Genomic DNA, 25,906 nt, shown 5'->3' on the forward strand with positions numbered 1-25,906 from the left:
CCCCCAGAATCAAACCTTTCGCAGCTATGCCACCACCTGACGAGTAACCCCCAGAACATCACGCCCCAGCATCAGGCACAGATTGAAATCGGCAGCAGACACCGGGAGCGTTTCGTTGTCGCTATCGTCGAGATAATCCAGCACATCAGCGGGTGAAACGTGCTGGATGTCATCGAAGCCACTCTGGATCAGTAGCGTCCAGAGCGCCCTTTTCCCTGCCTGTGATAATTCGCGCTCGCTCCATTGAAACCACTCGCACACGCATCCACAGTGGTGGGTCTGATGGCCTCCAGACACGCGGCAACCGCAGGGGAGGTGAACAGACAGCAGACGAGAGCGAACAGATAACACGACCGACCCGGCACTAATAGTTTGATTTTTCATTCGACATTCCAACAGCGACAACGGAAATAATCTTGCTTAACTCATATGGAGCTCACCAACAAGATACCCCCGACAAAGTAACTATGGCTGGCCGTAGGCGCCGTTGTTGAACAGCCCGTAGAGGCGCCCCTCGGCCAGGGCCAGCGCCTCTGCCGCCCCTCGCTCTATGCTGGCGCTGTCCGCCAGATCCAGTTGCACCGCCAACAGACCCTGCTGCTGCAGCAGGGCCACATCCTCGGCCTTGCGGGCGGAAGCGATGACGGTGAAGCCCCGGGCGCCGAGCGTTCTTGCGGCGGCGAGGCCGATGCCGCTGGAGCAGCCGGTGACGAGCACGAAGGGATGGGGCATGAGCATGGTCCTGATTGACGGCCGGCAGGTGGCCCGAAGCTGGCATGGTAGCGTGGTGCCACCAAAAACAAAACCGGGCCAGAGGCCCGGTTTTCGGTCACGTCAGATGCCTGATTACATGATGGTGAACGGCATGATGATGTGGAACTTGACGTCATGCTCGGAGCTGAACATGTTCGGGTAGTACCAGCTGCCCTTGTCGTCCTGTTCGTTGTTGTAGTCGGTGTAGTGTAGCTTGAACAGGGTGCCCTTCAGCTTGCCGTCCTGCACTGTGTACATGACGTCGAAGTTGGCTGCCCACTCTTTGCCACCTTCCAGGGACTTGTCGCCGTTGTTGGCATCCCAGCCGTAGGCACCGGAGACACCCACGCCCCAGCCCGGTGCACCCACCAGATCATCCAGGGAACGAGTCACGCCGAAGAACAGGGCCTTCTCGTCGTTGTGGTTCCAGTCGGAGCGGGAATCCCACCAGATTTCGTTCGCGCCCTGGGAGTTGCCGTAGCCGCGGGTCAGACGGGGCAGGTAGTTGCCCAGATCCCCTTCAGCCTTTGTCCACAGGCCTTCCAGACGGAAGCCATAGGGGCCGGCTGCCCAGCTGGCGGTCAGGGCTTGTTGCCAGGCCAGGCCGTCATAGTCGCTGTTCTCGGTGTCGGAACCGTAGAACTGGTAGCTGGTGTTCAGGCCACCCAGTACGTCGAACTTGTGGGCCAGCTTGAAGTGGTAGCTGTCCATGTAGCCTTCGGACTGACCGAAGCCGGCGGTGACGGCAGTGCCGTTCTCGAAGGTGTAGCGAGCGGCCAGACCGTGGATGTAGTCGATCTTGTTCGCATCGGTGAAGGGATCGCTGGCATAGGGGCTGCTCTTGGAGAAGCCGGTGGTGTTCTTGAACCAGGGAGCTTTGTACTCGTCGGCGATGGCGTAGGTCAGGTAGAGGCCGCCGAAGGTGCCTTCGATCTGGCCACCACGGTAGGTACCGGGTTGATAGGACCAGTTGACGCCGAGGATGCCGGGTACATAGAGCTGGGTGTAACCACCCTTGGCGGTGACGGCGTCACCGAACTTGAATTTCAGGGCGGCGTTGGAGAGGCTGAAGCCGTTCTCGGGAACGCCGTCACCACCTGAACCCCACTTGTCGCCCCAGAAGGAGAACTCGTTCTCTTCGTTGACGCCATTGCTCTCGTCAACGGCCAGATCGTAGGCACCGAAGCCGCCCACGTCGACGCCGACCACACCCCATGCATAGCCGGAGTTGAAGTTCAGGGCTGCCTGGGTAGTGGCATGGCTCAGGTTGGAGTGGTATTTGCCATCCTGACCCGGACCGGCCTGGACGCGATCACGCTCACGCTGGAAGTAGAACAGGCCACCGGTGAGCTTGCCTTCGTCGATGAAGGCGCTGTAGGACTTGCCGTATTCCGGGCTCATCATGTCTTGAGCGGCGAACGCCATGCCGGGTGCGACCAGTGCCGCGACCACGGCAGCACTCAACGCGGCGCGCTTGAAGATCACTTTTTCCATTTGTTATTGCTCCTGATTTTATGGACTTAGCTTTTTTATCCGGCAGCCGGGTAGGCACCCGCCGCTCGGTATTTGCATTGCAATCAACACCCCGAAGGGCAAAAAAATGGTTCTCTGTCGTGCCCTTGTGCCTGATGCCTTGGCGCATCGGTCGGGGCTATCTGCATCGTTACAGTCGTTATTTTTTGGCTGTCGATCCTAGGCGATCTGACATCACCAAGAGTACGTTCGCGGTGCGAAATATCAATGTAAAGTTCCCGGCAAGTTTCAAAAATATGACCGAGTGCAAATAATCATGATTCTTGATGTGGGCACTCCAAGCCCACGTACATCGGCAATGAGAGCGCTTTCATATGGTGTTCACCGTTATCCTGTGCGGATCTTGTCGGGAAGGCAGAACTTTCTTTGTTAACTTGATGGCAACATATAATTTTGTGTCACAAAAAAAGATTCGGCCTGCTCCGGATGTGCGTCGCCGACGCAGACTGGGGAGCCTGGTCTGCAACCAGGGTGCCGGCATGGGGGAAGAGTCGCGCGGCATTGTTCCGGCCTCGCCGGCCTGTGGGCCCGGACTGGAGATCCCGGGGGCGAGTATGGGGGGGAAACGCAGGCCCGGCACGGCGCCGGGCCCGGGATCAGGCCTGGCTCAGGATCCGGGGGATCTGCTGGGCCTGGTGGTGGATATGCTCCGAGACCTGTACCGAGAGGCGGCTGCCCTGGCGGGCGTGCTGGCTGATGCGACCGATGAGGGCGGCGAAGCTCGCCAGCCTGTGCTCCTGGCTCTTGGCATTGTCGGCGCCCTGCAGGGCGATGACGGCGGTGCTGCGCGCCATCTCCCGCACCGTCAGGGTGGTCTGGCGCAGCTGCTCCGCCTGCTGGCGCTGCTCGGCGGCCTCTGCGGTGATGCGGGCCAGCACGGTGGCGAGCTGATCCCCCGCCTGGGTGAGGCTCGCCAGGATTTCGGTGATCTGGCCGAGGGAGCGCTGGGTGTCGGCGGAGAGGTGGCGCACCTCGTCGGCTACCACCGCGAAGCCGCGTCCCTGCTCCCCGGCCCTGGCCGCCTCGATGGCGGCGTTGAGGGCCAGCAGGTTGGTCTGCTGGGAGATATGGCCGATGACGTCGACGATGGCGGTCACGTCCTCCACCGAGCGGGTCAGCTGGGCCAGGGCGCCGCTGCTCTCGTCGATGGCGAGCCCGGTCTGGGCGGTAGCCGTCAGCATGCCCCCGACCAGCCGCTCGCTCTGGCTCATGGAGTGTTCATTGTGCTGGGCGTGCTGGGCTATTTCGGCGGCAACCTGGTGCACCTCGCTGGCGAGCTGGTTGAGCTCCTGCATCATGGTGTCGCTCTCATCCACCGCCTGCTCCGTGGTGCGGGTGCTGTGATGGATCTCCTGCACCTGGTTGACCATCCCTTGCAGACTTTGCGACACCGCCGATAGCTGGCCCTCTTTCTGCTGCTGATCCTGTTGCAGGCGCCGTATCAGGCGGTTGTAGCTCGCGACGATGTCCGCCAGTTCGTTGCGCTCGCGCCCCGGGGTCAGCAGCTGGGCCTGACCCGTGGCGTCGAGCTGCAGGAAGGCTGCCCGCAGTTGCAGCAGGGGCCTGACCAGCCAGCGACGCTGCACCAGGGCGAACAGCAGGGCCACCACGACCAGGCAGAGCGCCAGCACGCCGAGCACGGTGGCCAGCTCCCGGTTCATGGTCTGACGGGCGGCGGCGAGTTGTTCGCCCAATTGCTCCCCCGCTTGCAGCAGCTGGGTGATGTCCTGCTGCACCATCTGACGAGCGGCCTGCTGCTGTTGCAGCGCCTTGCGGCTGTTTTCCAGCTCCTGGGGATAGCGCTTGAGCAGGGAGGTCAGCTCGGCTTTGGGCTGATCCCCGAGCTCCTTGCGTATCGGCTCTCCCAGGGTGAATTCGTCGGCCGGTGCCTCCTCGAAAAGCTCCATGCTCGGCAGGGCGGCCAGGGAGTCGGCCTGCTTTTGCAGGGCAGCCAGCTCGAATTGCAGCCCTTCGAGACGCTTGGCGCTCGCCTGCTCCATGTAGTTCTGGCGCTGGTGGGCGAGGGAGGGGAGGGCGGTCAGGATGTCGGCCGCCCCCTGGCGATACTGCTCGGCCAGGACCGGATCCCGCCCGGCGGCTGCTCCCTGCTGGCCGTAACGGAGCAAGGCTTTGGCCTGGGTGGTCAACTCGTTCTCGGCATTTTGCAGCAACCACTGGCTGTTGCCGGAGAGCTTGCCCGCCGCCAGATAGTCGCCGTCAATGCGGGTTTTCATCTGCTCAAGCCGGGTGTTTAGCGGCTGGGTCTGGGGATCCTCCAGGCGGGACAACAGCGCCAGCGCCTGCTGGCGCACTCCCTGTGCCTGGGCTAGCAGCAGGGGATCCCCGCTGCCGAGATAGTCGCGAAGCGCCCCCTGCAACGGACCGCTCAGTTGCTGTTGCAGGCGCTCCTGCAGACGCTGGGCCTGGGCCGAGTGGTTGAATTGTTGCCAGCCATGATAGAGCGCGGTGGCCTGGACACCGGCCACCAGCAGCAAGACGAGGGAAGAGAGGGAGGCAAAATGGGCAATTTTCACATCAGATTCCTGCTTGAATCACGCAATGGGCGCGAGCTTAATCAGGTCTGATGGCGTTTTTATGACAGTGGCCGTGCCAGCTCCCGTTGACTTGGGCTTTTCACCAGCAGGCCGAGCAGGGCGCCGCCCATGATGAGCCCCCCCGCCAGCAGATGGCGCGGGGTGAGCGCCTCGCCGTTGAGCCAGACCAGCAGCAGGGTGCTCAGCAAGGGAGTGAGGTAGGCGAGCGCGCCGATGCGGCGCGGATCCCCGTCCCGCAGCGCCAGATACCAGGTGACGAAGGCCGCCCCCATGGGGCCGAGGGCGAGCCCGGCGATGAGCAGCCAGTCCCCCTGGGGGATCCGGGCGAATGGCAAGGGGCCTTCCAGCATCCATGCCAGCAGCAGGGCCAGGAGCCCGGCGGGCAGGCAGGCGGCGGCCGTGACCACGGCGGGAGCGGGAGGCAGGCGGCGTGAGAGCACGGAATAGGCGCCCCAGACGATGGCGGCGCCGAGGGCCAGCAGGTAGCCGGGCAGATGGGCCTGTTGCAACTGCAGGTGACCATCGACCATCACCAGCACCGATCCCGCGAGACCCAGGGCCCCGGCCAGCAGATGGTGCAGGCTCAGGGGATGACCCGGCAGCAGCAAGGGGGTGAACAGGATGATGCACAGCGGCCACAGGTAGTTGATGAGGTTTGCCTCCAGCACGGGGGCGTGGCGAAAGCTTGTGAACAGCAGCAGGTGATAGAGCAGCAGGGCGGTGATGGTCACCAGCCAGGTGAGGGGGCTGGCGCGCCACTGGCGCCAGAATGGCAGGGTGCCCGCCCCGCAGAACAGCAGCACCAGCCCCACCAGCACCAGCGGCGAGACGCTGGTGATCCGGGAGGTGAGCGCGGCGAGGGAGGCCCACAGCAAGATGGTGAGCAGGGCAAAACCGGTGGACTTGTCCCACCAGGAAGACGCAGGCATCCAACACTCCTTTGCAAGATGAATGAACGAAAAAGAGGGCCAGTCTAGCAGACTGGCCCTCGTCACACAGCGTTGCCGTGACGGCGCGAGTTATGACTCCCGGCTCGGGACGGCCCCTGCCGCCGGAGCCAGGGACTGCCCCTTGACGTACCAGACGATGAGGGCCAGCACCAGCAGCGGCAGCACGGGGTCGAACCAGGTGCCGCCGGAGCCGAACAGCAGGTTCAGCAGGGCGACGCCGGTGCCGCCGATGGCCCAGGCGATGGTGGTCGGGATGGACCAGACGATCATCTGCTGCTTGACGTCGGAGATCCCCATCATGCGGTTGACCACCCAGAACAGGCTGTCGTTGAAGTAACCGAAGAAGAGCGACCCCATGGTGGCGGCCTGGGCGGCCAGCAGCATGTTGACCCCGGGGATCTGCGCCAGGATGGGGGCGGAGATGGAGGCCGCCGTCACCATGGCCACGGTGCCGGACCCCTGGATGAGGCGCACCAGGGTCGCCACGATGAAGGGGATCAGGATGGGTGAGATGGGCAGCAGGGCGATCTGCTCGGCCAGCTGCTGGCCTGCGCCACTGTCGCGCAGCACCGCCCCCAGCGCGCCGCCGGCACCGGTCACCAGCAGGATGATGCCGGCGGATTGCAGCCCCTCTTCCAGGCGGGCGGCGGTGGCATGCCTGTCCATGTGCGGGACCAGGGTATAGACCGCCAGCAGCACGCTGATGGCCAGCGCTATGATGGGGGTGCCGATGAAGTTGATGCCCTGCACCAGGGGGTTCGCCATCAGGCCGTCCATGCCCTCCAGGGTGGCCAGAGTGGTGAAGATGGCCTTGACGAAGATGAGCACGATGGGCACCAGGATCGGCAGCAGCGACAGGGTCAGGCTCGGCAGGGTCTTGCCCTCCTTCTCCTTGAGGTACTGCTCATAGGTGGCTTGCAGCTCGTCCGGGGTCTGGGCGGCCTGGGCTCCGAACTCGGGGTACTTCTTGTCGAGCCACTGGGCGTAGAAGACGATGCCGAGCACGCAGGGGATGGCCAGGGCCATGCCGGTCAGCAGCATGGCGCCGATGTCCACGCCAAACAGGCCGGCAACCCCCAGCGGGCCCGGAGTCGGCGGCACGGTATGGTGGGTTACCACCAGGCCGCCCGCGAGCGCCACCCCCAGGGTGAGCAGGGAGCGCTTGCCGCTTTTCGCCAGCGCCTTGGCCACCGGATAGAGGATGACGAAGGCGGAATCCACGAAGATGGGGATGCTGACGATGTAGCCCGTGATGGCCAGTGCCCACTCCTCGCGGCGCTTGCCGAGCCACTTGATGAAGCTGTAGGCGATCTGTTCGGCGGCGCCAGAGACCTCAAGCAGGCGACCCATCATGACCCCGAGGCCAATGACGATGCCGATGCTGCCGAGGGTGGAGCCAAAGCCCTGGGTGATCACGGTGAGGGTCTTGTCGATGCTCATGCCGCCGGTGATCCCGGCGATGCAGGCCGCCGCCAGCATGGCGATCAGGGCGTGCACCCGGGTGCGGATGACCAGGAACACCAGCACGAAGACCGCGATGATGAGACCGATGATGGGGGTTGGGATGTCGCTCATGATGCCTCCTGCATGTCATGGGTGATGAAACTGTCGATGATGTCGGCAAACGTCCTGTCTGCCGCGAAGCCGAGGGCGCTGGCCCGCTGGTTGTCGATGCGTCCCGGCCAGCTCGCCACGATGCGCTCGATGGCCGGATCGGCGGCAAACTGCACCCGATCCCGGGCCGCCTGGCCACCGGCCCGTGCGAGGGCCTCCAGCATCTCGCCAACTGTCACGCTGATGCCGGGCAGGTTGATGCTGCGGGCGTCACCGGTGGCGGGAAGTCTGGCCGCCAGCAGGAAGTTCGCGACCACGGTGGCGGGGCTGGAGAGCCACAGGCGCAGATCCGGGCTCACTGGGCAGATGGCGCTCTCCCCTTGCAGCGGCTCGCGGATGATGCTGCTGACAAAGGAGGAGGCGGCGCGGTTCGGCTTGCCCGGCCGTACGCAGATGGTGGGCAGGCGCAATACCAGACCGTCGACGAAGCCCTTGCGGCTGTAGTCGTTGACCAGCAGTTCCCCCATGGCCTTCTGGGCGCCGTAGGAGGAGGTGGGGGTGAGCGCCGTGCCGTCATTCACCAGCTCCGGCAGCGGGCCACCATAGACGGCGAGCGAGCTGGTGAAGACGAAGCGGATGCCGGGCCGGGCATGGCGGCACGCCTCCAGCAGGGTGCGGGTGGTGTCCAGGTTGACCTTCCAGCCCAGATCGAAGTCCTGCTCCGCGTGGCTGCTGACGATGGCGGCTAGGTGGTAGACCACGGCGGTCCGCTCGCTGATGAGGGACTCGGCGACACCGGGTTCGGTGAGGTCGGCCCGCAGGCAGCGAACCCTGGGGTCCGGCAGGGGGGGTTGCGGCTGCTGGATGTCCACCAGCAGCAGCTCGGTGAAGGGGTGGGGGCCTTGCAGCAGGGCCCGGGCCAGTTTCTGGCCCAGGAAGCCACCGCCGCCGGTGATGATGATCTGCATCTTGTTATCCTCAGACTCGTTCATGTTCAGGGTCGTTATTGTTGTGTCAGCCAGCCCAGCCCTTCCCGGGTGCCGGCTCTGGGGTTGTACTCGCAGCCTATCCAGTCGTGGTAGCCCGCCTGCGCCAGCGCCTTGAACAGGTGGGGGTAGGCGATCTCCCCCTCGTCCGGCTCGTGGCGATCCGGCACCGAGGCGATCTGGACGTGGCCGATGGCCGGGCCCAGCTTGCCGATGAGACGGGTGAGATCCCCGTCCATGATCTGGGCGTGATAGAGGTCGAGCTGCACCCCCACGTTGGGTCTGTCTATCTCCTGCACCAAGGCCAGGGCGTCGAGCTGGTGGGCCAGGAAGTAACCGGGCACATCCCGATCGTTGAGCGGCTCGAGCAGTACCTTGATGCCGTCTTCGGCCAGGAAGTCGGCGGCGAAGCGGATGTTGTCGATCAGGGTCTGGCGGTGGGCCGAGAGGCTATGAGCAGGGTCCACGATGCCGCTCATGGCGTGTACCTTGGTGCAGCCGAGCGCCAGGGCATAGTCACGCACGCTTGGCAGGTGGCCGCGAAACTCCGCTTCCCGCCCCGGGATGGCGGCCATGCCGCGCTCCCCCGCGCCCCAGTTGCCCGGCGGCATGTTGAACAGGGCCTGGGAGAGCCCCTGCTCGCGCAAGCGGCGGCCCAGCTCTGCGGCCGGCCACTCGTAGGGGAAGAGGAACTCCACCGCCTCGAAGCCTGCGTCGCGGGCGGCGGCGAAGCGCTCCAGGAACGGCACCTCGGTAAACAGCATGGTGAGATTGGCTGCAAACTTGCTCATGGTTTCATCCTCCTCAATTCATCAATTTCGGGTTCGCTCAGGTAGCGGATGGACTGGCCATGAAGCATCAGTGCCAGGCGCGCCGTCTCCTCCAGCTCTTCCATGTTGTTGACCGCATCCACCAGATCCTTGCCCGTCACCACGGGGCCGTGGTTGGCAAGCAGGAAGGCGTTGCCTTCGGGAGCGCGGCGCCCCAGCTCCTCGGCGATGCGGGCATCCCCCGGTTTGTAGTAGGGGATGAGCGGCAACTGGCCGACCCGCATCACGTAGTAGGGGGTGAAGGGGCGGATGACGTTGGCCGGATCCAGCCCCTCCAGACAGGAGAGGGCGGTCAGGTGGGTGCAGTGCAGGTGCACCACGGCCCGGCAGTCCGGATTGTTGTGGTAGATGGCGAGGTGGAAGGCCACCTCCTTGGAGGGGCGATCACCTCCCAGGTGTTCCCCCTGCAGGTTGACGTGAGAGAGCCTGTCGGCGCTGAGCCGTCCCAGGCAGGAGCCGGTCGGGGTGGCGATCAGGGTGCCGTCCGGCAGCAGGGCGGAGAGGTTGCCGGCGCCCCCGGTGGCATATCCGCGCTGGAAGAGGGAGGCCCCCAGCATCACCATGGTGTCGCGCAGTGCCTGTTCAGTCATGGAAGTACTCCTGAGCCTTGTCGAAGAAGTCGTCGCTCCCGAAATTGCCGGACTTGAGGGCCAGCGACAGGGGGGCGTCGATGGCCCGCACCCAGGGCACACCGGGGGCGATCTGCGGGCCTATGTGGAACGCCTTGACGCCGAGGGCCTGGGTGACCCGGCTCGAGGTCTCGCCACCGGCGATGATGAAGCGGTCCACCCCGGCGCCTTGCAGCAGTTGGGCGAGGCGGGCAAAGCAGTGTTCCACCGCGTCGCTGGCCGCCTGCTGGCCGTGGGTTTCCTGAATGCGGGCCAGCTCTGCCGGGCTGGTGGTGGCGTAGACCAGCGGCGCCGGGGTCCGGGGCTGGTCCAGTACCCAGCGCGCCAGCTCGGCCGGGTAGTCGGCCTCTTCGAGGCAGCGCACCACATCCAGCGCCAGGGCAGGAGCGTGCTGGCGATAGCGGGCCACCTGACGGTTGGTCATCTCGGAGCAGGAGCCCGACAGCACCGCGGCGCGGGTGCCTCTGGGCCAGCCCGCTTCGCGGGCACCCTGCAGATCGCCGCTCCCAAGCTGACGGGCCAGGCCGATGGCGAGGCCGGATCCGCCGGTCACCAGGGGCATGTCGAGGGCTGCGGTGGCGATGTCCAGCAGGTGCTGTTCGGTCAGGGTGTCGACCACGGCGTAGCGCACACCAGCTTGCGTTAGCTGCTCAAAGGCGTCGGCAATGGCGCCGGGACCCTGTGCGATGGTATTGAACGGCACCAGACCGGCGCGGCCCTGGGCTTGCCCCTCCATCAGCCGCAGCAGGTTGCTGTCGGTCATGGGGGTGATGGGGTGATGGCGCATGCCGGACTCGGCGAGCGGCTGGGCGCCGACGAAGAGGTTGCCCTGATAGACGGTGCGACCGTTTACCGGCAGGGCCGGACAGATCAGGGTGAAGTGCTGGCCAAGCGCCGCCAGCAGGGCGTCGGTGACGGGGCCGATGTTGCCCGCCGCCGTGCTGTCGAAGGTGGAGCAGTACTTCTGGTAGATGCGCGGGCAGCCGCGGGCCTTGAGCCAGTCGAGGGCCGCCAGGGAGTCGCGCACTGCCTCATCGGCCGGGCAGGAGCGGCTCTTGAGGCTGATCACCACGGCGTCGACCCCGGTCAAATCCGCCTCTGCCGGGATGCCGGCAAACTGGATGGTGGCGAGGCCGTTCTCCACCAGGAAACCGGCGATGTCGGTGGCGCCGGTGAAGTCGTCTGCGATGACTCCGAGTTTCATGCTTGCTCCTCCTGACCCGGCAGGGTGATGCCTGAGAAGATCTTGATGACGGCGCTGTCATCTTCCAGACCGTGGCCCGCGTTGCTGGCACCGAGGAACATGTTCAGCGCCGTGCTCGCGAGCGGCAGCGGGAAGCGCAGCGCCTTGGCGGTGTCCGCTACCAGGGTGAGATCCTTGACGAAGATGTCCACTGCGGAGCGGGCCTGGTAGTCACCGGCCAGCACCCGGGGCATGCGGTTTTCAAACATCCAGGAGTTGCCGGCGGCATGGGTCACCACGTCATACATGAGATCCAGGGACACCCCTGCCCGGCTGGCCAGGGCCATGGCTTCGGCGGCCACCGCGATGTGCACCCCGGCCAGCAGCTGGTGGATGATCTTGACCGTGCTGCCCTGGCCCGGCTCGCTGCCGACCCGGTAGACCTTGCCGGCCACCGCATCCAGCACCGGGGCCAGCTTGTCGAAGGCGGCGTCGGAGCCTGCGGCCATCACCGTCATCTCGCCGGCATCGGCCTTGATGGCACCACCGGAAACCGGCGCATCCAGCATCGGCAGTCCCATCTGCGCCAGCTCGGCAGCCAGGGCGCTCGCCTCTTCGGCGGCGATGGTGGAAGAGACCATGATGGCGGTGCCCGGTTTGAGGTGGCGAGCCAGCCCCTCGTTGCCGAGCAGGATGCGGCGAACCTGGGTGGCGTTGACTACCAGCAACAGCACGGCATCGAGCGTCTCGGCCAGGGGCCTGGCATCGGCCATGACGGCGGCGGCACCGGCCTGCTGCAACTGGCCGCGAGCCTGTTCGCTGAGGTCGATGCCATAGGTGGTGAGCCCGGCCCGCAGGCAGGAACGGGCGGCGCCCATGCCCATGGCGCCCAGGCCGATGACCGCAACATGATAGGGAGTGCTCATCTCGTGATTCCTCGATTACGACTGATGAGCAGATAGTAGAGGCTTGCGGCGATGAAATATCAGGCAGCCATCACAAAAAATAACTTATCGCGTGTTAATTTTTGTTATTTATGAGGATTGAGATTCTTTCGAGTCAAATTTTGGCGTTTTTATTGTGAATAAATGTGATTTGTGAGCCCGTTTCAGGTTATTTATCATTTTTTCCCAGGTCGCTGGGGTAGAATGGCACCTTCCTTTTCCCGAGGCGCGAGGCAAGATGATTCCCGTAGAGCGACAGCAACGTATCCTGCAACTGCTGGCAGAGCGCGGCGTGGTCAGCATAGTGGAGCTGACCGACTGGCTGCAGGTCTCCCACATGACCATCAGGCGCGACATCCAGAAGCTGGAGGAGCAGGGGCGGGTACTCTCTGTCTCCGGCGGGGTCAGCCTCTCCCAGCGGATCAAGAGCGAGCCCTCCCACGCCGCCAAGCGCAGTCTGATGCAGGGGGCCAAGCTGGCCATTGCCCGGCTCGCCGCCGCCCAGGTGAGCGAAGGGAGCACCGTCTATCTGGATGCCGGTACCACCTCCCTGGAGCTGGCCCGGGAGCTGGCGCTTCGGGAAGACTTGATGATAGTGACCAACGACTTCATGGTCTGCGCCTACCTCATCGAGCACGGCCGCTGCCGCCTCTATCACACCGGAGGGCAGGTCATTCGCGAGAACCAGTCCTGTGCCGGGGAGGCTACCGCCCACTTCCTGCGCAACCTCCATCTGGACATCGCCTTCCTGTCAGCCTCCTCCTGGGACAGTCAGGGGATCTCCACCCCGAGCGAACAGAAGGTGCCGGTGAAGCGAGCCGTGGTGGAGTCGGCGGCGACGCGCATCCTCATCTGCGATTCGTCCAAATATGGCAAGGTGGGGACCTTCAACGTGGTGAGCTGGGATGCGATCGATCAGGTGATCACCGACGAGCAACTGCCCCAGAGCGCCCGCGAGGCATTGGCACAGCACGGGGTCAGGGTGACCATGGCGCCGCTGGCCAGTCTGGTGGCCGGCGCCGAACAGGGGTAAGGAGAGGGGCGACAGGGGGCGAACCACAGCGCCACCCGGCCGGGATCAGCGACCCTCTGCGGCCGGTGCGTCCGTCAGCTTGGCGGAGCCCTGGATCACCTCCCCCGCCTTCTCGATGTCCCGCCCCATCCCGTGGATGGTGTTGCAGCCCAGCAACCAGAGGCTGGTGCAGAGCACCAGCAGCATGCGATTCGTCTTCATCCTTGCTCCTTTCATGCTATGGGGTCAGTTTGAGCAGGCGCCCCTGGCCTGAATCCGTCAACAGGTAGAGGGCGCCGTCGGGGCCCTCCTTGACGGTACGGATCCGCTCCCCCAGATCGGTCAGCAGCCGCTCCGCCGACACTATCTTGTCTCCGTCGAGGTGCAGGCGCAACAAGGCCTGACCACGCAGGGCGCCGACCAGCAGATCCCCCTGCCACTCCCTGAACAGGTCCCCCTGATAAAAGGTCATGCCCGAGGGGGCGATGGAGGGCACCCAGATCCAGCGCGGCGCCGTCATGCCCGGCGCGCTCTGGCCCACGCCAATCTTGCCGCCCCCGTACTCCTCGCCAAAGGTCACTCTGGGCCAGCCGTAGTTGTGGCCTGGCAGGATGAGGTTGACCTCGTCCCCGCCCTGGGGACCGTGCTCGTGAGCCCAGAACTGCTGGCTGCCCGGGCGCAGGGCCGCCCCCTGCATGTTGCGATGGCCCAGGCTCCAGATCTCCGGCAGGGCCCCCGGCGTCTTGACGAAGGGGTTGTCGGCGGGGACCCGGCCATCCTTGTGCAGACGCACCGTCTTGCCGAGGTGGTTGTCCAGCGTCTGGGCCCGCTCCCGCTCGCTGTAGCGATCCCCCAGGGTGATGAAGAGGTGGTCATCCGTCAGCACCAGGCGGGAGCCGAAATGGGCGCCGCCGGCCACCTTGGGCTCTTGGCGAAACAGCAGTTGCCAGTCGATGAGGGCGTCTTTTTGTAGTCGGGCCCGGGCCACGGCGGTGCCGGCGCCTCCGTCCCCCGGCTCGCTGTAGCTGAGATAGAGCCAGCCATCGCCGTCCAGGGCGAGATCGAGCAGACCCCCCTGACCCGTGGCGGCGAGGGGCGGCAGGCCGGAGACCACATGGCGGTTGCCACCCGCGTCGATGCGCAGCAGGCGCCCAAGGCGCTCGCTGACGAGGTAGCTGCCATCCGGCAGGAAGGCGAGCCCCCAGGGGTGGCGCAGCTCCCCCGCCACCGGGGTCAGGGTCAGTGCCCGCACCGGGAGCACCAGGCAGACAAGCAGCAGGGCAAACAGTCGCAACATGGGGGCCTCCTCGCTCGGCCAGACCTGAATGTCGCTGAAGTATAGGGGAGGCAAACGGGAAAACGTGAGCAACAACAAGCCATTGGGTGATACAGGCGGCGCCGGTTGTCCTTTGGGGCAGGAAGGGAAAGGGGGTGAGCCAGGGCTCACCCCCTCTGGCTAGAAGAGGGCTGGCACGATGCGAAGCGGGTGATCCGATGGTTTGACTTTGCCTATCTTGCGCTTGGGCAGCTTCACCGGCTCCGCCGGCAGCGCCTCGTAGGGGATGTGTGCCAGCAGGTGGGAGATGATGTTGAGGCGCACCCGTTTCTTGTCTTCGGAGTGGGCCACGAACCAGGGGGCCCAGGCGGTGTCGGTGGCGATGAACATGGCATCCCGCGCCCGGGTGTAGTCATCCCAGCGATCGAAGGACTTGATGTCCATGGGGGAGAGCTTCCAGATCTTGCGGCCATCGTCGATGCGATCACGCAGCCGCCGCTCCTGCTCTTGTGGGGTCACCTCCAGCCAGTACTTCAGCAGAATGATGCCAGAGTCCACCAGGGCTTTTTCCACCATGGGGGTGCCAGCCAGGAATTTGTCGCTCGCCTCCTCGCTGCAAAAACCCATGATGCGCTCCACCCCGGCCCGGTTGTACCAGCTGCGATCGAAGATGACGATCTCCCCCGCCGCCGGCAGATGGGGGATGTAGCGCTGGAAGTAGAGCTGGCTCTTCTCCCGCTCCGTGGGGGCGGGCAGTGCGACGACCCGAAAGACCCGGGGGCTGACCCGCTCGGTGATCGCCTTGATGGTGCCCCCCTTGCCGGCCCCGTCGCGCCCCTCGAAGACGATGCAGACCTTGAGCCCCTTGTGCACCACCCACTGCTGCAGCCTGACCAGCTCCACGTGCAAGAGGCGCAGCGCTTTTTCGTATGCCTTGTTGCCAAGGGGCTTTTGCGCCTCGGCCACGACCGGTTCTTCCGTTCTGGATTTTCGTTTGCTGCCCATGATGTCCTTCTCTGTGTCTCGGCGAATGGAGGGCCGTCCTGCCGGACGGCGCCCTTCAAGGGTAGATGACGGTTTACCGCCACCGGGGGTGGGAACTACCGGGGGATGGCCGGGATCATTTTTGGTGGGGCTCGCGGGGTTGTTGGTGGCAGTGAGACATTGAAGAGGGAGGCGGGACCTGGCCGCCATGGATGCAGGGGAAATGGCGCAGAAACGCACAAGGGGCTGGCATCATGACGATGCCAGCCCCTTGCTGTGTATGGTGTTCCCGACTGGAGTCGAACCAGTGGCCTGTCCCTTAGGAGGGGATGGTTATAAGAGCTTTTAAATAAAAAATATCGTTAAAAAACAATGGGTTGAGTGCATTTTTGGATTTGAATAGCGCTGAAATAGCGCAAAATAATGCTTGCAACGCATGCGCAAATGCATTATTGGGTGGTGAAATGAGGTTACGAGATGGCGTCCCAGGCAGGATTCGAACCTGCGACCTCGCCCTTAGGAGGGGCGCGCGCTATCCAGCTGTGCCACTGGGACGTGCGCGCATTATATAAAAATACTAATAAAAATAAACAGCTGCGTAGATTTTCTGTCGGAAAGCTTCTTTTTTAGCCTGATTGGGTGCTTGTTGTTCAGATTTTTTGGTAGGGAGCCACCACACGGCAAAAAAATGATTTTTAGTCCTCGATTGCTAACTCCAATCTGACCTCATCAAGGCTTATGTAGTGCCCTTTTTGCCATTCATGGTATCGATAATTGGATCGCCTGCGGCCACCGAGGCGCAGATTGGCCCGTTGTCAGCCGACAATCACTGTTTGCCAGGGTCTGAGTTCCATTTCACGATACCTGTAGCAGTTCCGGCCTATTTGGGTTTTGGCGCAGATCACCTCGTTGTCAGCCGACAATCGCTGCCTGTCAGGGTCAGATTTCCATTTCACGATACCTATAGTAGTTCCGGCCAGCGGGTACTCAGGCACAGATAAGCCTGTTGTCAGCCGACAATCAAGCTTGCTGGGGCGAGACTTCCATTTCACGATACCTGTAGCCGTTCCGGCCAGCGGATGCTCTGGTGCAGATACTGCCGTTGTCAGCCGACAATCGAGCTTGTTAGGGCGGGATTTCCATTTCACGATACCTGTAGCCGTTCCGACCAACGGGTTCTATGGTGCAGATATCCCGTTGTCAGCCGACAATCGCTGTTTGCCAGGGTCATAATTCCATTTCACGATACCTGTAGCAGTTCGGGCCAGCGGATGCTCTGGTGCAGATCTCCCCGTTGTCAGCCGACAATCGAGCTTGTTAGGGCGGGATTTCCATTTCACGATACCTGTAGCAGTTCCGGCCAGCGGGTTCTCTGGTGCAGTTCACCCCTGTTGTCAGCCGACAATCGAGCTTGTTAGGGCGGGATTTCCATTTCACGATACCTGTAGCAGTTCGGGCCAGCGGATGCTCTGGTGCAGATCACCTTGTTGTCAGCCGACAATCAAGCTTGCTGGGGCGAGACTTCCATTTCACGATACCTGTAGCCGTTCCGGCCAGCGGATGCTCTGGTGCAGATACTGCCGTTGTCAGCCGACAATCGAGCTTGTTAGGGCGGGATTTCCATTTCACGATACCTGTAGCCGTTCCGACCAACGGGTTCTATGGTGCAGATATCCCGTTGTCAGCTGACAATCGATGTTTGCCAGGGTTAGATTTCCATTTCACGCTACCTGTAGCAGTTGCGGCCTGCTGGCACTCCGGCGCAGATCACCTCGTTGTCAGCTGACAATCGATGTTTGCCAGGGTTAGATTTCCATTTCACGCTACCTGTAGCAGTTGCGGCCTGCTGGCACTCCGGCGCAGATCACCTCGTTGTCAGCTGACAATCGATGTTTGCCAGGGTTAGATTTCCATTTCACGCTACCTGTAGCAGTTGCGGCCTGCTGGCACTCCGGCGCAGATCACCTCGTTGTCAGCTGACAATCGATGTTTGCCAGGGTTAGATTTCCATTTCACGCTACCTGTAGCAGTTCCAGCCTACTGGCGCTCTGGTGCAGATCACCTCGTTGTCAGCCGACAATCGATGTTTGCCAGGGTTAGATTTCCATTTCACGCTACCTGTAGCAGTTCCAGCCTACTGGCGCTCTGGTGCAGATCACCTCGTTGTCAGCTGACAATCGATGTTGGCCAGTGGCAGAATTCCATTTCACGATACCTGTAGTAGTTCCAGCCTACTGGCGCTCTGGTGCAGATCACCTCGTTGTCAGCCGACAATCGAGCTCGTTAGGGGCGGGATTCCATTTCACGCTACCTGTAGCAGTTGCGGCCTGCTGGCACTCCGGCGCAGATCACCTCGTTGTCAGCTGACAATCGATGTTTGCCAGGGTTAGATTTCCATTTCACGCTACCTGTAGCAGTTGCGGCCTGCTGGCACTCCGGCGCAGATCACCTCGTTGTCAGCTGACAATCGATGTTTGCCAGGGTTAGATTTCCATTTCACGCTACCTATAGCAGTTCGGGCCAGCGGATGCTCTGGTGCAGATACCCCGTTGTCAGCCGACAATCGAGCTTGTTAGGGCGGGATTTCCATTTCACGATACCTGTAGCCGTTCCGACCAACGGGTTCTCTGGTGCAGATACCCCGTTGTCAGCCGACAATTGCGGCCTGCCTGGGTCAGTTGCATATTCCATTTCACGATACCTGTAGCAGTTCGGGCCTGCTGGGGTCTGGCGCAGATCACCCCTGTTGTCAGCCGACAATTGCGGCCTGCCTGGGTCAGTATTCCATTTCACGATACCTGTAGCAGTTCGGGCCAGCGGATGCTCTGGTGCAGATACCCCGTTGTCAGCCGACAATCGAGCTTGTTGGGGCGGAATTTCCATTTCACGATACCTGTAGTAGTTCGGGCCAGCGGATGCTCTGGTGCAGATCGCCTCGTTGTCAGCCGACAATCGAATTTAGCCAGAGTCATAATTCCATTTCACGATACCTGTAGCCGTTTTGGCCTGCTGGGGTCTGACGTAGATAACCCCTGTTGTCAGCCGACAATCGCTGCCTGTCAGGGTCAGATTTCCATTTCACGATACCTGTAGCTGTTCCTGCCTGCTGTGGCTTTGGCGCAGATCAGCCTGTTGTCAGCCGATAATCGCTGCCTGTCAGGGTCAGATTTCCATTTCACAATACCTGTAGCAGTTCCGGCCTATTTGAGTTTTGGCGCAGATCACCTCGTTGTCAGCCGACAATCGCTGCCTGTCAGGGTCAGATTTCCATTTCACAATACCTATAGCAGTTCCGGCCAGCGGGCACTCAGGTGCAGATCGGCCCGTTGTCAGCCGACAATCGAGCTTGCTGGGGTCAGATTTCCATTTCACGATACCTGTAGCAGTTCCGGCCAGCGGGTACTCATGCACAGATCAGCGTGTTGTCAGCCGACAATCGCTGCCTGCAATGAGCCAAATTCCATTTCACGATACCTATAGCTGATAAGCCCCGATGTCGAGCAGCACAAAACAGCGTGTTGTCAGCCGACAATCGAGCTCGCTGGGGTCAAATTTTCATTTCACGATACCTGTAGCACATCGGGCCAGCGGGTACTCCGGCGCAGATCAGCCCGTTGTCAGCCGACAATCGATGTTTGCCGGGGTCAAAATTCCATTCCACGATACCTGTAGCACTTCGGGCCAGCGGGTACTCAGGTGCAGATCAGCTCGTTGTCAGCCGACAATCGCTATCGGCTTGGGTCGGAGTTCCATTTCACGATACCTATAGCTGTTCCGGCCTCAGGTACTCAGGCGAAGATTGGTCCGTTGTCAGCTGACAATCGCCATCACTGGATGGGAAGGATCCCATTTCACGATACCGATAATGTGACTGCCAGAGACCATTAAGGAGAAGCTCGGCCAGTCGTCAGCAGCCAGGTTTCCATTTCACGAAACCTATATTGCGACTGCGTAGAGTTTGAATTGGGCAGTAAATGAGCGACGTAATCTTGTCATTGAACACCTCAGGTTATGGTGGCAACTGTACCACCCAAAATGGTGTCCGGGATGATTAGACCACTACAGTGGCTATATAAAGATCAATAATTTTAATGATAAATATTGGCACCAAACTACAGCTAGGAGATAATGCTAGGGAAGGTGCGAATAAGTCATATGGCACGAGAGCATTTACTGGTAACCCATTGATATTAAATGACTAAAATTTTCATTTTTTGTTCGTGGGATACTTGTTCGCACTTTCCCTAGCGGAAAGTCCTTAGAGGATTATCTGATCTAATCCACAATTATAGTGGTATTGAAAGCAGCCGTAAGGCTGCTTTTTTTATTCATTCTACTATAATAAATTTTGTTTAGGGTGGCATGAGACATTTTTGTTAATGCTATTCGTCCATTACTCTACATGTATCGCGAGTGTTCGATGAAAATAATGACCACAAAAGAGGTTGAGGTTATAGCTGATATTCAGTATGACGTATGCCATAAAAGCACAACCCCACATATGAACCCAAATTTGTATAATCCTCAGTTTGGAGCCCTGACTGCAAAATGGGGTTATGGTTCGAAAAATGATGGTGCGGCATATGAGGTGCATCTATGTGAGGAGTGCTTTTTTACTGTGCTGAGTCAGATAAAAATATGCGTAAAAATGATCATGCGGGTTATGTTGATGATCAATCATTTGGGAGGATTTTATCTCACAGTCTTGAGCTTATATGACATCATTGGTTCGGCTAGATCTAGAAAAGGTATGTCTGTCATAGGATGAGAGCATGCCTTTTTATATAACTTTAATCAGCCTATGTCATAGTTTTAATTTCACGGAAGAAAATTAAAATCACCATATAAGTCTAGTTAATTTCATATTTTAAATATTAACTTTCGCCAATGCCATTGATAACGTTAGTCGTTAAATTAATAATTTAACTCAAAAAATTGTTGATATTATATTTAGTGTTTGCAATACTATAATTAGAGTGAGCATTAAATGTCACTGAATAATTTAGCTCACTTCTGAATGTGACTTCGTATAAATTTATTGTATATTTTTTGAAAAAACGCTAAACCAGCTATGTTTTAATGTCTGTTAAATAGGTTGGCTTGAAAAATAAAACGCATAACACTACTAATAATTATTATAAAGGTGCACGCAATGAACATAAAACCACGCTCAGGTAGACCCCAAAAATCAGCTGACGAAAAACGCAGCTTAATACTCCGAATCTCATTTAATGCAGCTGAGCAACGTGTTTTAACTAAGCATAGTAAAACCTATGGCATTCCCAAAAAGTCTAGCCTGATTCGGTTTTTGGCTCTCAGGGAACCAGACAGTATTATCTCACCAGATTTTTCATATGATGATCGTGTGAGATTGCTAGAGGGGGTATACAATATATCATCGAATTTAAATCAAATCATTTTGTTGATTAGACAAGCTGAAGTCGGTAGTGACGTTTATAAATTTATTACTGACAGTAGTGATAACTCTCCAGTGATGCAGGCTTTCTCATCTATAAATTCTCTGTTTATAGGAATTGAAAAAGCTCTGATTGGAGTGAAGTTGAAATGAATTTTGAAAAACACAGGTTCGGCCAAAACTTCCAGTACAGACTGTCTTATATTTACCGAGCTATACATATTGGTAGGAAACGAAAATCCATGCCATCACAGGTTTATCATCTCGGTGGTGGTGTAATTAATAGACCAAATATTACATTGAATGAAAGAGGTGAGGTCTCTGATTATGACATCGGGCCACTACTCATGGAGTTGAATATGCAGGCATCATTGTATGCAGGCACAGGAAACCAACTATGTGCACATTATTCACTATCATTAAGCCCCGATGAATCATTAACGCCATATCAATGTCTAGTTGCAGCTAGGCTGCTAATGATTGAACTGGGATATGGTAGCGATACTCGATGGACATCTGTTATACACCGCGATACAAGGTCTCTACATGTACATGTTGTGGCATGTAGAGTAAAACTTGACAGAACCTTAGTTGATGATAGTAACGACTATGCTCGGGGAGTTGACGCTGCTCGAAAAATAGAAATTGAATTGGGATTGGCGAACTGTAAAAGTCCTGAAGCAAATTTCGGTCATGAGTATAGCATAGTCAATATTAAAAATGGCCGTGGTAGAGGGAGCTTTCATGCTATGCATGATCCCGCCTGTATAATTAGGGATGCAATGGACGTGGTTTTTAAAAACCAGCCAAACAACATGACTGAATTTGTCACTGGGTTGCGTGAGCATAATGTAATGGTCAGGGTGAGGAGAGCAGATAATCACGAGCCAAAAGGTATTTGTTATAGTATAGACGGTAAGAAATGGATATCAGGGTCTAAGGTTAAGAGATTGCGGGCTACCTGGTCTAAGCTGCTCGACCAGGGCATTGAATATTCACCTCGGCGAGATGATTTAAATTTGCAATTAGGTGAATCAAATCAATTAAGCGAGCTTAAGGTTATACTATTTACTGCATGGATTCGTTGTACTAAAAAACAATATGCAAAGATGAAAAGATCAGTGCAGTCATTTGTGGATAAAAAAACATATGGTACATCGTCATTCTTTTTCCGGCTTCTAAGATTGGATTTTGTTTTGCTATCAATCGAAGAACCGTCAGATAGTTTTATATCAAATGCACGATCACTGTTGAAAGACGTTTTGGCTACAATTTTTAGGAAAGGGCTGGAGAGCGTTCATGTAGGATCAAACGCATTGATTCCTGATGGATATGTCCAGGATATCAACTCAGAAAAAGATACTATTGATAAGCCAAACATGTTTTTCTTAGACAGAGAAAAACTTAAGAATGAAATTTTGACGAACAATGAATGGATTGCTGATTGGTATGGGGATCCCATATCACACGAACAAACCAAAGAAAAAAACATAAAATAACAATAATAATGAGAGGTGTGGCATGGCTAACATGAGGTTGAATGCAAATCTTAGAACAGTATCATTTAGCAAAACCGTGAGTGTACTGGAAGAGCTGGAGCTCAGTTCAGGTAAATGTGTTCGTAGGTATAGGGCTGTAAATGTTCACCTAGGTACAGTTGATGTGAATTCTGATTTTTCTCTGATAAAAGAGTTAACCGAGGCTGACGCAAAAAATGCAAAGCTATGGGTCCAGGAGCAGCAACGACTGGTCCAGTATGCTTACATGGAAAATCAGAAAAAAGGACTAATTGGCGGGTGTCCTGTTATCAAACGTAATAAGAGCGACGATGATAAGTATCGAGATCATTATGGGTATATTCCAGATTGTAGGGTTGGTGAATTTATTGGTGTAATCATCAATCAAATCCCACTGTCGTCACCCATACAATCTGTTGAGTCTAACAACTCGTTATACTCAAATATTATTGAGTTGAGAAAAAAAGGTCGTTTGTCTGAAGTGTTCAATAACATTTTAAATGCACTAATTGAAATTCATAAAAAAAATCCTTTCACAATGAAGGAATGGTTTTCTCTTTTCTTGGGAGATAAAGATTGTTATTTATTGATTACAGCAGCTTCTGGTTATAAGCAGAATGATTTTGAAAAAATGCTTCCAGATAATCATAGAACAGTAAGATTGTCGCTGATAAAGAAGGCTATTAAAGATAAATCTCCAGCTAACTTGTTGATCGAGGGGTAATCCCCGCCTCATACTGGGCCTCTATAGAGGATAGAGTGTGTAATGAGTAAACCATTTGGTTCCGGCAGCGTTACAGTTCAAACATCTCGTGGCCTGTGGCAGGCCAGCTACTTAGGGCAGAAAGTCACATATAGCGAAGCGCGGTTTGGAGCAATGGCAGAGACCCTTGCCCACCGTGCTTTGTTAAAATTGCAGGCAGGTAACTCTGACCCTGTGTCCGACGATCTGCAATTTAAGCTGCCATGGCGAATGCTGGATGCTGCCAGGCAATTGGGGCTCTCATTGGGCCAACTGCGGCAGTGGATGCTAACTGGAATGCTCAACGGACATGAGATTAAACCACCAATGCGTGATGTTAAAGGCGTTGACCGAATCACCGGTTGCGAATTGATGATGGCGCAAGAGCGCCTTGCTGAGTGCAAATCCGGGTTGTCACTTTGCAATGGGTAATTCGTCTAATGCCGTGGTATAGCGGGGACTGAGTTTTTCACGCCTCATAATCCAATCACTGTTGTCTCTCCCACGAGCTCCAAAATGAATTTTTCCTAATCGTCCCTGGTTGATTCGGTCGATCATCTGCATTAGGTCCTGACTGCGGGGCTTATGTTGATGATGGTCGAACAAATCTCCCTGCTGGCTGCCGATAGGAGTGAAGTCGGCTAGCATCACGCCCCCTTTTTGGTAGCGATGCCCATCCCGCCAGATATGAGAGAGCAGTGAGTGGATCACTCCCAGCAGCTCCCTAGTATCGTTGGTAGGCACAGCCAGCTTGGTGCTCACGTGGTTGCCGTAGTAGGTCTCTTTGTCATTGAAGGGGCTGGTGCGAATGAATAGAGTGGCATGGCGACAGCACATTCCCTCTGCCCTGAGTTTTTCAGCTGCACGTTCCATATATCCTGCGAGTGCTTGATGCATGGAATTCATGTGTGTGATCCGTTCACCGAATGATCGGGAGCAGATGATCTGCTGTTTGGCTTGTGTGTCCTGCTCCAGGCTGGCGCATGGGTAGCCGCGTAGCTCTAGCACGGTTCGCTCAACAACGACCCCATAACGATGCCGTAGGTTTTTACCATCGACAGCGACTAGGTCCGCCACACTATTGATCCCGTGCGCTTCGAGCCTGCTGGTCAGTTTTCTACCTATTCCCCATATTTCCCCGACCGGAGTGATAGCCATCAAACGCGCTCGACGTGCCTCATCACGCAAATCAACCACTCCACCAGTCGCAGGCCACTTCTTCGCGGCGTAGTTTGCCAGCTTGGCGAGTGTTTTGGTTGGCCCGATCCCGACGCCGACTGTGAGTCCAGTCCATTGCTGTATTCGTTCACGGATCTGACGACCATATGCTGTCAGGTCTCCCGCCCATGATTCGTTCAGTTCAATAAACGCCTCATCAACACTGTACACCTCGACAGTTGGCACCATGCCTTCCAGCGTGGTCATTACGCGCTGTGACATATCACCATAGAGGGCGTAGTTGCTCGAGAACCAAACGCCGCCTACGGTCTCGAAGAACTGACGGATCTGGAAGTAGGGAACACCCATCTTGATGCCAAGCGCCTTGGCTTCTGCCGAGCGAGCCACAACGCAGCCGTCGTTGTTTGATAGCACCACGATCGGGCGCCCCTTGAGGTCTGGCCTAAACAGGCGCTCGCAGGACGCATAGAAGTTGTTCACATCGACGAGGGCAATGGCGTTGGGCATGGTTTACCCCAGTTTGGTCTTGTGGAGCACATAGGTTACGACGCCAAAAATTTCTAGTTCCTGCCCGTCCAATAGATGGATGGGTTGGAAATCCGGATTGGCGGGTAGCAGGGCAGGGAACGGGCGTTCTTGCAGCTGTTTGACAGTGAATTCTCCATCAAGGCAGGCTAGAACGATAGCGCCGTGGCGGGCCTTGAGCGCCCTATCTACGATCAAAAGATCCCCGTCATTGATGCCCTTTTCCACCATGCTGTGGCCACTGGCCCTGACATAGAAGGTGGCAGCGGGATGCTCAATACAGATCTGGTTCAGATCTATGGTTTGCTCAATATAGTCCTGTGCTGGGCTAGGAAAGCCGCAAACCACAGGGGACAGAAAAAGCGGCAGCTCTAGAGCGTCCGGGGTTGGATGTGGGATGGCGAACATGGTGGCTCACTGGTTACTGTTTTTATATACAGTATAGCCGTATTGCATAACGTGTGCATCCGGTGTCAGTTGACATACCGGGCCCATTAGCTATGTTCGGTTCACATGGTACTGTGTTCATAGGACGCGTGATGGAATCAACAGTTTTTAGGTGTGGTCGTGGCCAGGGGGTATACCTGCCCGAGGAAGTGGCCCTGCCAGAGATGAGGTCACGCATGTTGAGATCGTCGTGGTTGGTCGTACTCGCATAATCACACCTGTAGGTGAGTCCTGGGATAGGTGGTTTGATGAGCCTTGTATGAGCGCCGACTTCATGGCCGAACGTGAGCAGCCAACCGCCCAGGAGCGAGAGAAACTCTGAGGTCCAGCAGGGTAACTGAGTTGCGTAGCTGAGAGGGATTGTTTTTATATATATAGATAAAGCGTATCCCTCTCACCTGAAAAGGTGAATAGCTATGGCTATCATTCTCGCGTAGCGAGGATTGTTCATAGATCTGTCGGTACTCGCCCCCCAGGCAGGATAGCTCAGTAGCCATTTTTTCTAGGTTGCACCACTGGTCGTGGTGCATGTGATCCAGTTATCTACCCGTGGTTTCCATTGGACCATTCGTTGAAGGTGTTTTGGTGGCACTAGAGCTGAGGTGCACAGCTGAGAGGCATTGTTTTTATATATATAGATAAAGCGCACCCCTCTCACCTAACAGGTAACGATGTGGCTACATCATTCTCGCATAGCGAGGATTGTCCATAGATCTTTCGGCGCTGGCTCTCCCAGGTAGACAGGATAGCTCGATAGCAATTTTCAATGTTGCACCACTGGCGTGGTGCATCTGATCCAGTTATCTATCTGGCCAAGTATTCCACCGGGAGCTTGTCAAATGGGGTATTCCAGTTGCTGCAATCCACGGACTACCTGGCACATGTCGAGCA

Annotated in this window: 20 protein-coding genes, 1 tRNA gene and 2 pseudogenes; 7 read left to right on the forward strand and 16 right to left on the reverse strand. The window is 57.8% G+C overall.

Going from position 1 to position 25,906, the window contains the following annotated elements; genetic code table 11:
• Positions 1-24: 24 nt before the first annotated feature.
• From I6L36_RS17780 to ltnD, 11 genes and pseudogenes are all read right to left on the reverse strand, one after another.
• Entirely contained in the window at positions 25-384 is a 360-nt protein-coding gene (locus I6L36_RS17780; RefSeq protein WP_141712013.1) for a hypothetical protein, read from the reverse strand.
• An 84-nt stretch (positions 385-468) separates the two neighbouring features.
• Positions 469-732 (reverse strand): annotated as a pseudogene (locus I6L36_RS17785) (SDR family NAD(P)-dependent oxidoreductase); the annotation flags it as partial.
• 114 nt (positions 733-846) lie between these two features.
• The gene (locus tag I6L36_RS17790) at positions 847-2,247 is read right to left on the reverse strand and encodes an OprD family outer membrane porin (protein ID WP_010673291.1); all 1,401 of its coding nucleotides are present in this window, start codon (positions 2,245-2,247) and stop codon (positions 847-849) included.
• 635 nt (positions 2,248-2,882) lie between these two features.
• Entirely contained in the window at positions 2,883-4,820 is a 1,938-nt protein-coding gene (locus I6L36_RS17795; protein WP_109112742.1) for a methyl-accepting chemotaxis protein, read from the reverse strand.
• Between the two features lie 59 nt (positions 4,821-4,879).
• Positions 4,880-5,770 carry a DMT family transporter gene (locus tag I6L36_RS17800; RefSeq protein WP_039041063.1) on the reverse strand — a complete coding sequence of 297 codons (891 nt, stop codon included), beginning with the start codon at positions 5,768-5,770 and terminating at the stop codon, positions 4,880-4,882.
• Positions 5,771-5,860: 90 nt separating this feature from the next.
• Entirely contained in the window at positions 5,861-7,366 is a 1,506-nt protein-coding gene (locus tag I6L36_RS17805) for a GntP family permease (RefSeq protein ID WP_109112743.1), read from the reverse strand.
• A complete protein-coding gene (denD, locus tag I6L36_RS17810) occupies positions 7,363-8,337 on the reverse strand; it encodes a D-erythronate dehydrogenase (protein ID WP_223918088.1) in 975 nt (324 codons plus the stop codon). The genes I6L36_RS17805 and denD overlap by 4 nt, the downstream gene beginning before the upstream one ends.
• Before the next feature lie 11 nt (positions 8,338-8,348).
• Entirely contained in the window at positions 8,349-9,122 is a 774-nt protein-coding gene (gene otnI / locus I6L36_RS17815) for a 2-oxo-tetronate isomerase (RefSeq protein ID WP_010673296.1), read from the reverse strand.
• On the reverse strand, positions 9,119-9,751 hold the full coding sequence (locus tag I6L36_RS17820; protein WP_043758491.1) for an aldolase: 633 nt from the start codon (positions 9,749-9,751) through the stop codon (positions 9,119-9,121). The genes otnI and I6L36_RS17820 overlap by 4 nt, the downstream gene beginning before the upstream one ends.
• Positions 9,744-10,994: a 3-oxo-tetronate kinase gene (otnK, locus tag I6L36_RS17825; RefSeq protein ID WP_109113011.1), complete on the reverse strand. Its 1,251-nt coding sequence runs from the start codon at positions 10,992-10,994 to the stop codon at positions 9,744-9,746. The genes I6L36_RS17820 and otnK overlap by 8 nt, the downstream gene beginning before the upstream one ends.
• A complete protein-coding gene (gene ltnD, locus I6L36_RS17830; protein ID WP_109113012.1) occupies positions 10,991-11,899 on the reverse strand; it encodes an L-threonate dehydrogenase in 909 nt (302 codons plus the stop codon). Before ltnD ends, otnK begins: the two co-directional genes overlap by 4 nt.
• 256 nt (positions 11,900-12,155) lie before the next feature.
• On the opposite strand from ltnD, the gene I6L36_RS17835 reads away from it, so the two are divergent.
• Positions 12,156-12,950, forward strand: coding sequence for a DeoR/GlpR family DNA-binding transcription regulator (locus I6L36_RS17835; RefSeq protein WP_041211238.1), 795 nt, complete (start codon positions 12,156-12,158; stop codon positions 12,948-12,950).
• Between the two features lie 81 nt (positions 12,951-13,031).
• Here I6L36_RS17835 and I6L36_RS17845 read toward each other — a convergent pair.
• The 3 genes and pseudogenes from I6L36_RS17845 to I6L36_RS17855 form a co-directional block, all read right to left on the reverse strand.
• Positions 13,032-14,226 (reverse strand): annotated as a pseudogene (locus I6L36_RS17845) (PQQ-dependent sugar dehydrogenase); the annotation flags it as partial.
• 159 nt (positions 14,227-14,385) lie between these two features.
• A complete protein-coding gene (gene ppk2 / locus I6L36_RS17850; protein ID WP_010673303.1) occupies positions 14,386-15,210 on the reverse strand; it encodes a polyphosphate kinase 2 in 825 nt (274 codons plus the stop codon).
• 457 nt (positions 15,211-15,667) lie between these two features.
• Positions 15,668-15,744 (reverse strand) — tRNA-Arg (locus tag I6L36_RS17855).
• A 3,865-nt stretch (positions 15,745-19,609) separates the two neighbouring features.
• On the opposite strand from I6L36_RS17855, the gene I6L36_RS17860 reads away from it, so the two are divergent.
• From I6L36_RS17860 to I6L36_RS17880, 5 genes are all read left to right on the forward strand, one after another.
• Positions 19,610-19,957, forward strand: a complete 348-nt coding sequence (locus tag I6L36_RS17860) for a hypothetical protein (protein WP_216986758.1) — start codon at positions 19,610-19,612, stop codon at positions 19,955-19,957.
• A gap of 384 nt (positions 19,958-20,341) precedes the next feature.
• On the forward strand, positions 20,342-20,758 hold the full coding sequence (locus tag I6L36_RS17865; RefSeq protein WP_141116462.1) for a hypothetical protein: 417 nt from the start codon (positions 20,342-20,344) through the stop codon (positions 20,756-20,758).
• A gap of 89 nt (positions 20,759-20,847) precedes the next feature.
• Positions 20,848-22,104, forward strand: a complete 1,257-nt coding sequence (locus I6L36_RS17870; RefSeq protein WP_216986759.1) for a relaxase/mobilization nuclease domain-containing protein — start codon at positions 20,848-20,850, stop codon at positions 22,102-22,104.
• Positions 22,105-22,126: 22 nt separating this feature from the next.
• Positions 22,127-22,846: a hypothetical protein gene (locus tag I6L36_RS17875; RefSeq protein WP_101531700.1), complete on the forward strand. Its 720-nt coding sequence runs from the start codon at positions 22,127-22,129 to the stop codon at positions 22,844-22,846.
• 42 nt (positions 22,847-22,888) lie between these two features.
• Positions 22,889-23,296 (forward strand): hypothetical protein, encoded by a 408-nt coding sequence (locus tag I6L36_RS17880; RefSeq protein ID WP_216986760.1) that lies wholly within the window; start codon positions 22,889-22,891, stop codon positions 23,294-23,296.
• Here I6L36_RS17880 and umuC read toward each other — a convergent pair.
• Complete coding sequence (umuC, locus tag I6L36_RS17885; protein ID WP_216986761.1) at positions 23,279-24,550, reverse strand: translesion error-prone DNA polymerase V subunit UmuC; 1,272 nt, start codon at positions 24,548-24,550, stop codon at positions 23,279-23,281. The two genes, I6L36_RS17880 and umuC, sit on opposite strands and share 18 nt — an antisense overlap.
• A gap of 3 nt (positions 24,551-24,553) precedes the next feature.
• Positions 24,554-24,976: a translesion error-prone DNA polymerase V autoproteolytic subunit gene (gene umuD, locus I6L36_RS17890; protein WP_010676201.1), complete on the reverse strand. Its 423-nt coding sequence runs from the start codon at positions 24,974-24,976 to the stop codon at positions 24,554-24,556.
• Between the two features lie 229 nt (positions 24,977-25,205).
• Between umuD and I6L36_RS22205 the strand changes: the two genes are divergently transcribed.
• Positions 25,206-25,337: a hypothetical protein gene (locus I6L36_RS22205; protein ID WP_269475265.1), complete on the forward strand. Its 132-nt coding sequence runs from the start codon at positions 25,206-25,208 to the stop codon at positions 25,335-25,337.
• Positions 25,338-25,906: the final 569 nt, after the last annotated feature.

The sequence above is a fragment of the Aeromonas sp. FDAARGOS 1406 genome, assembly GCF_019048565.1.
Classification (GTDB): domain Bacteria; phylum Pseudomonadota; class Gammaproteobacteria; order Enterobacterales; family Aeromonadaceae; genus Aeromonas; species Aeromonas caviae.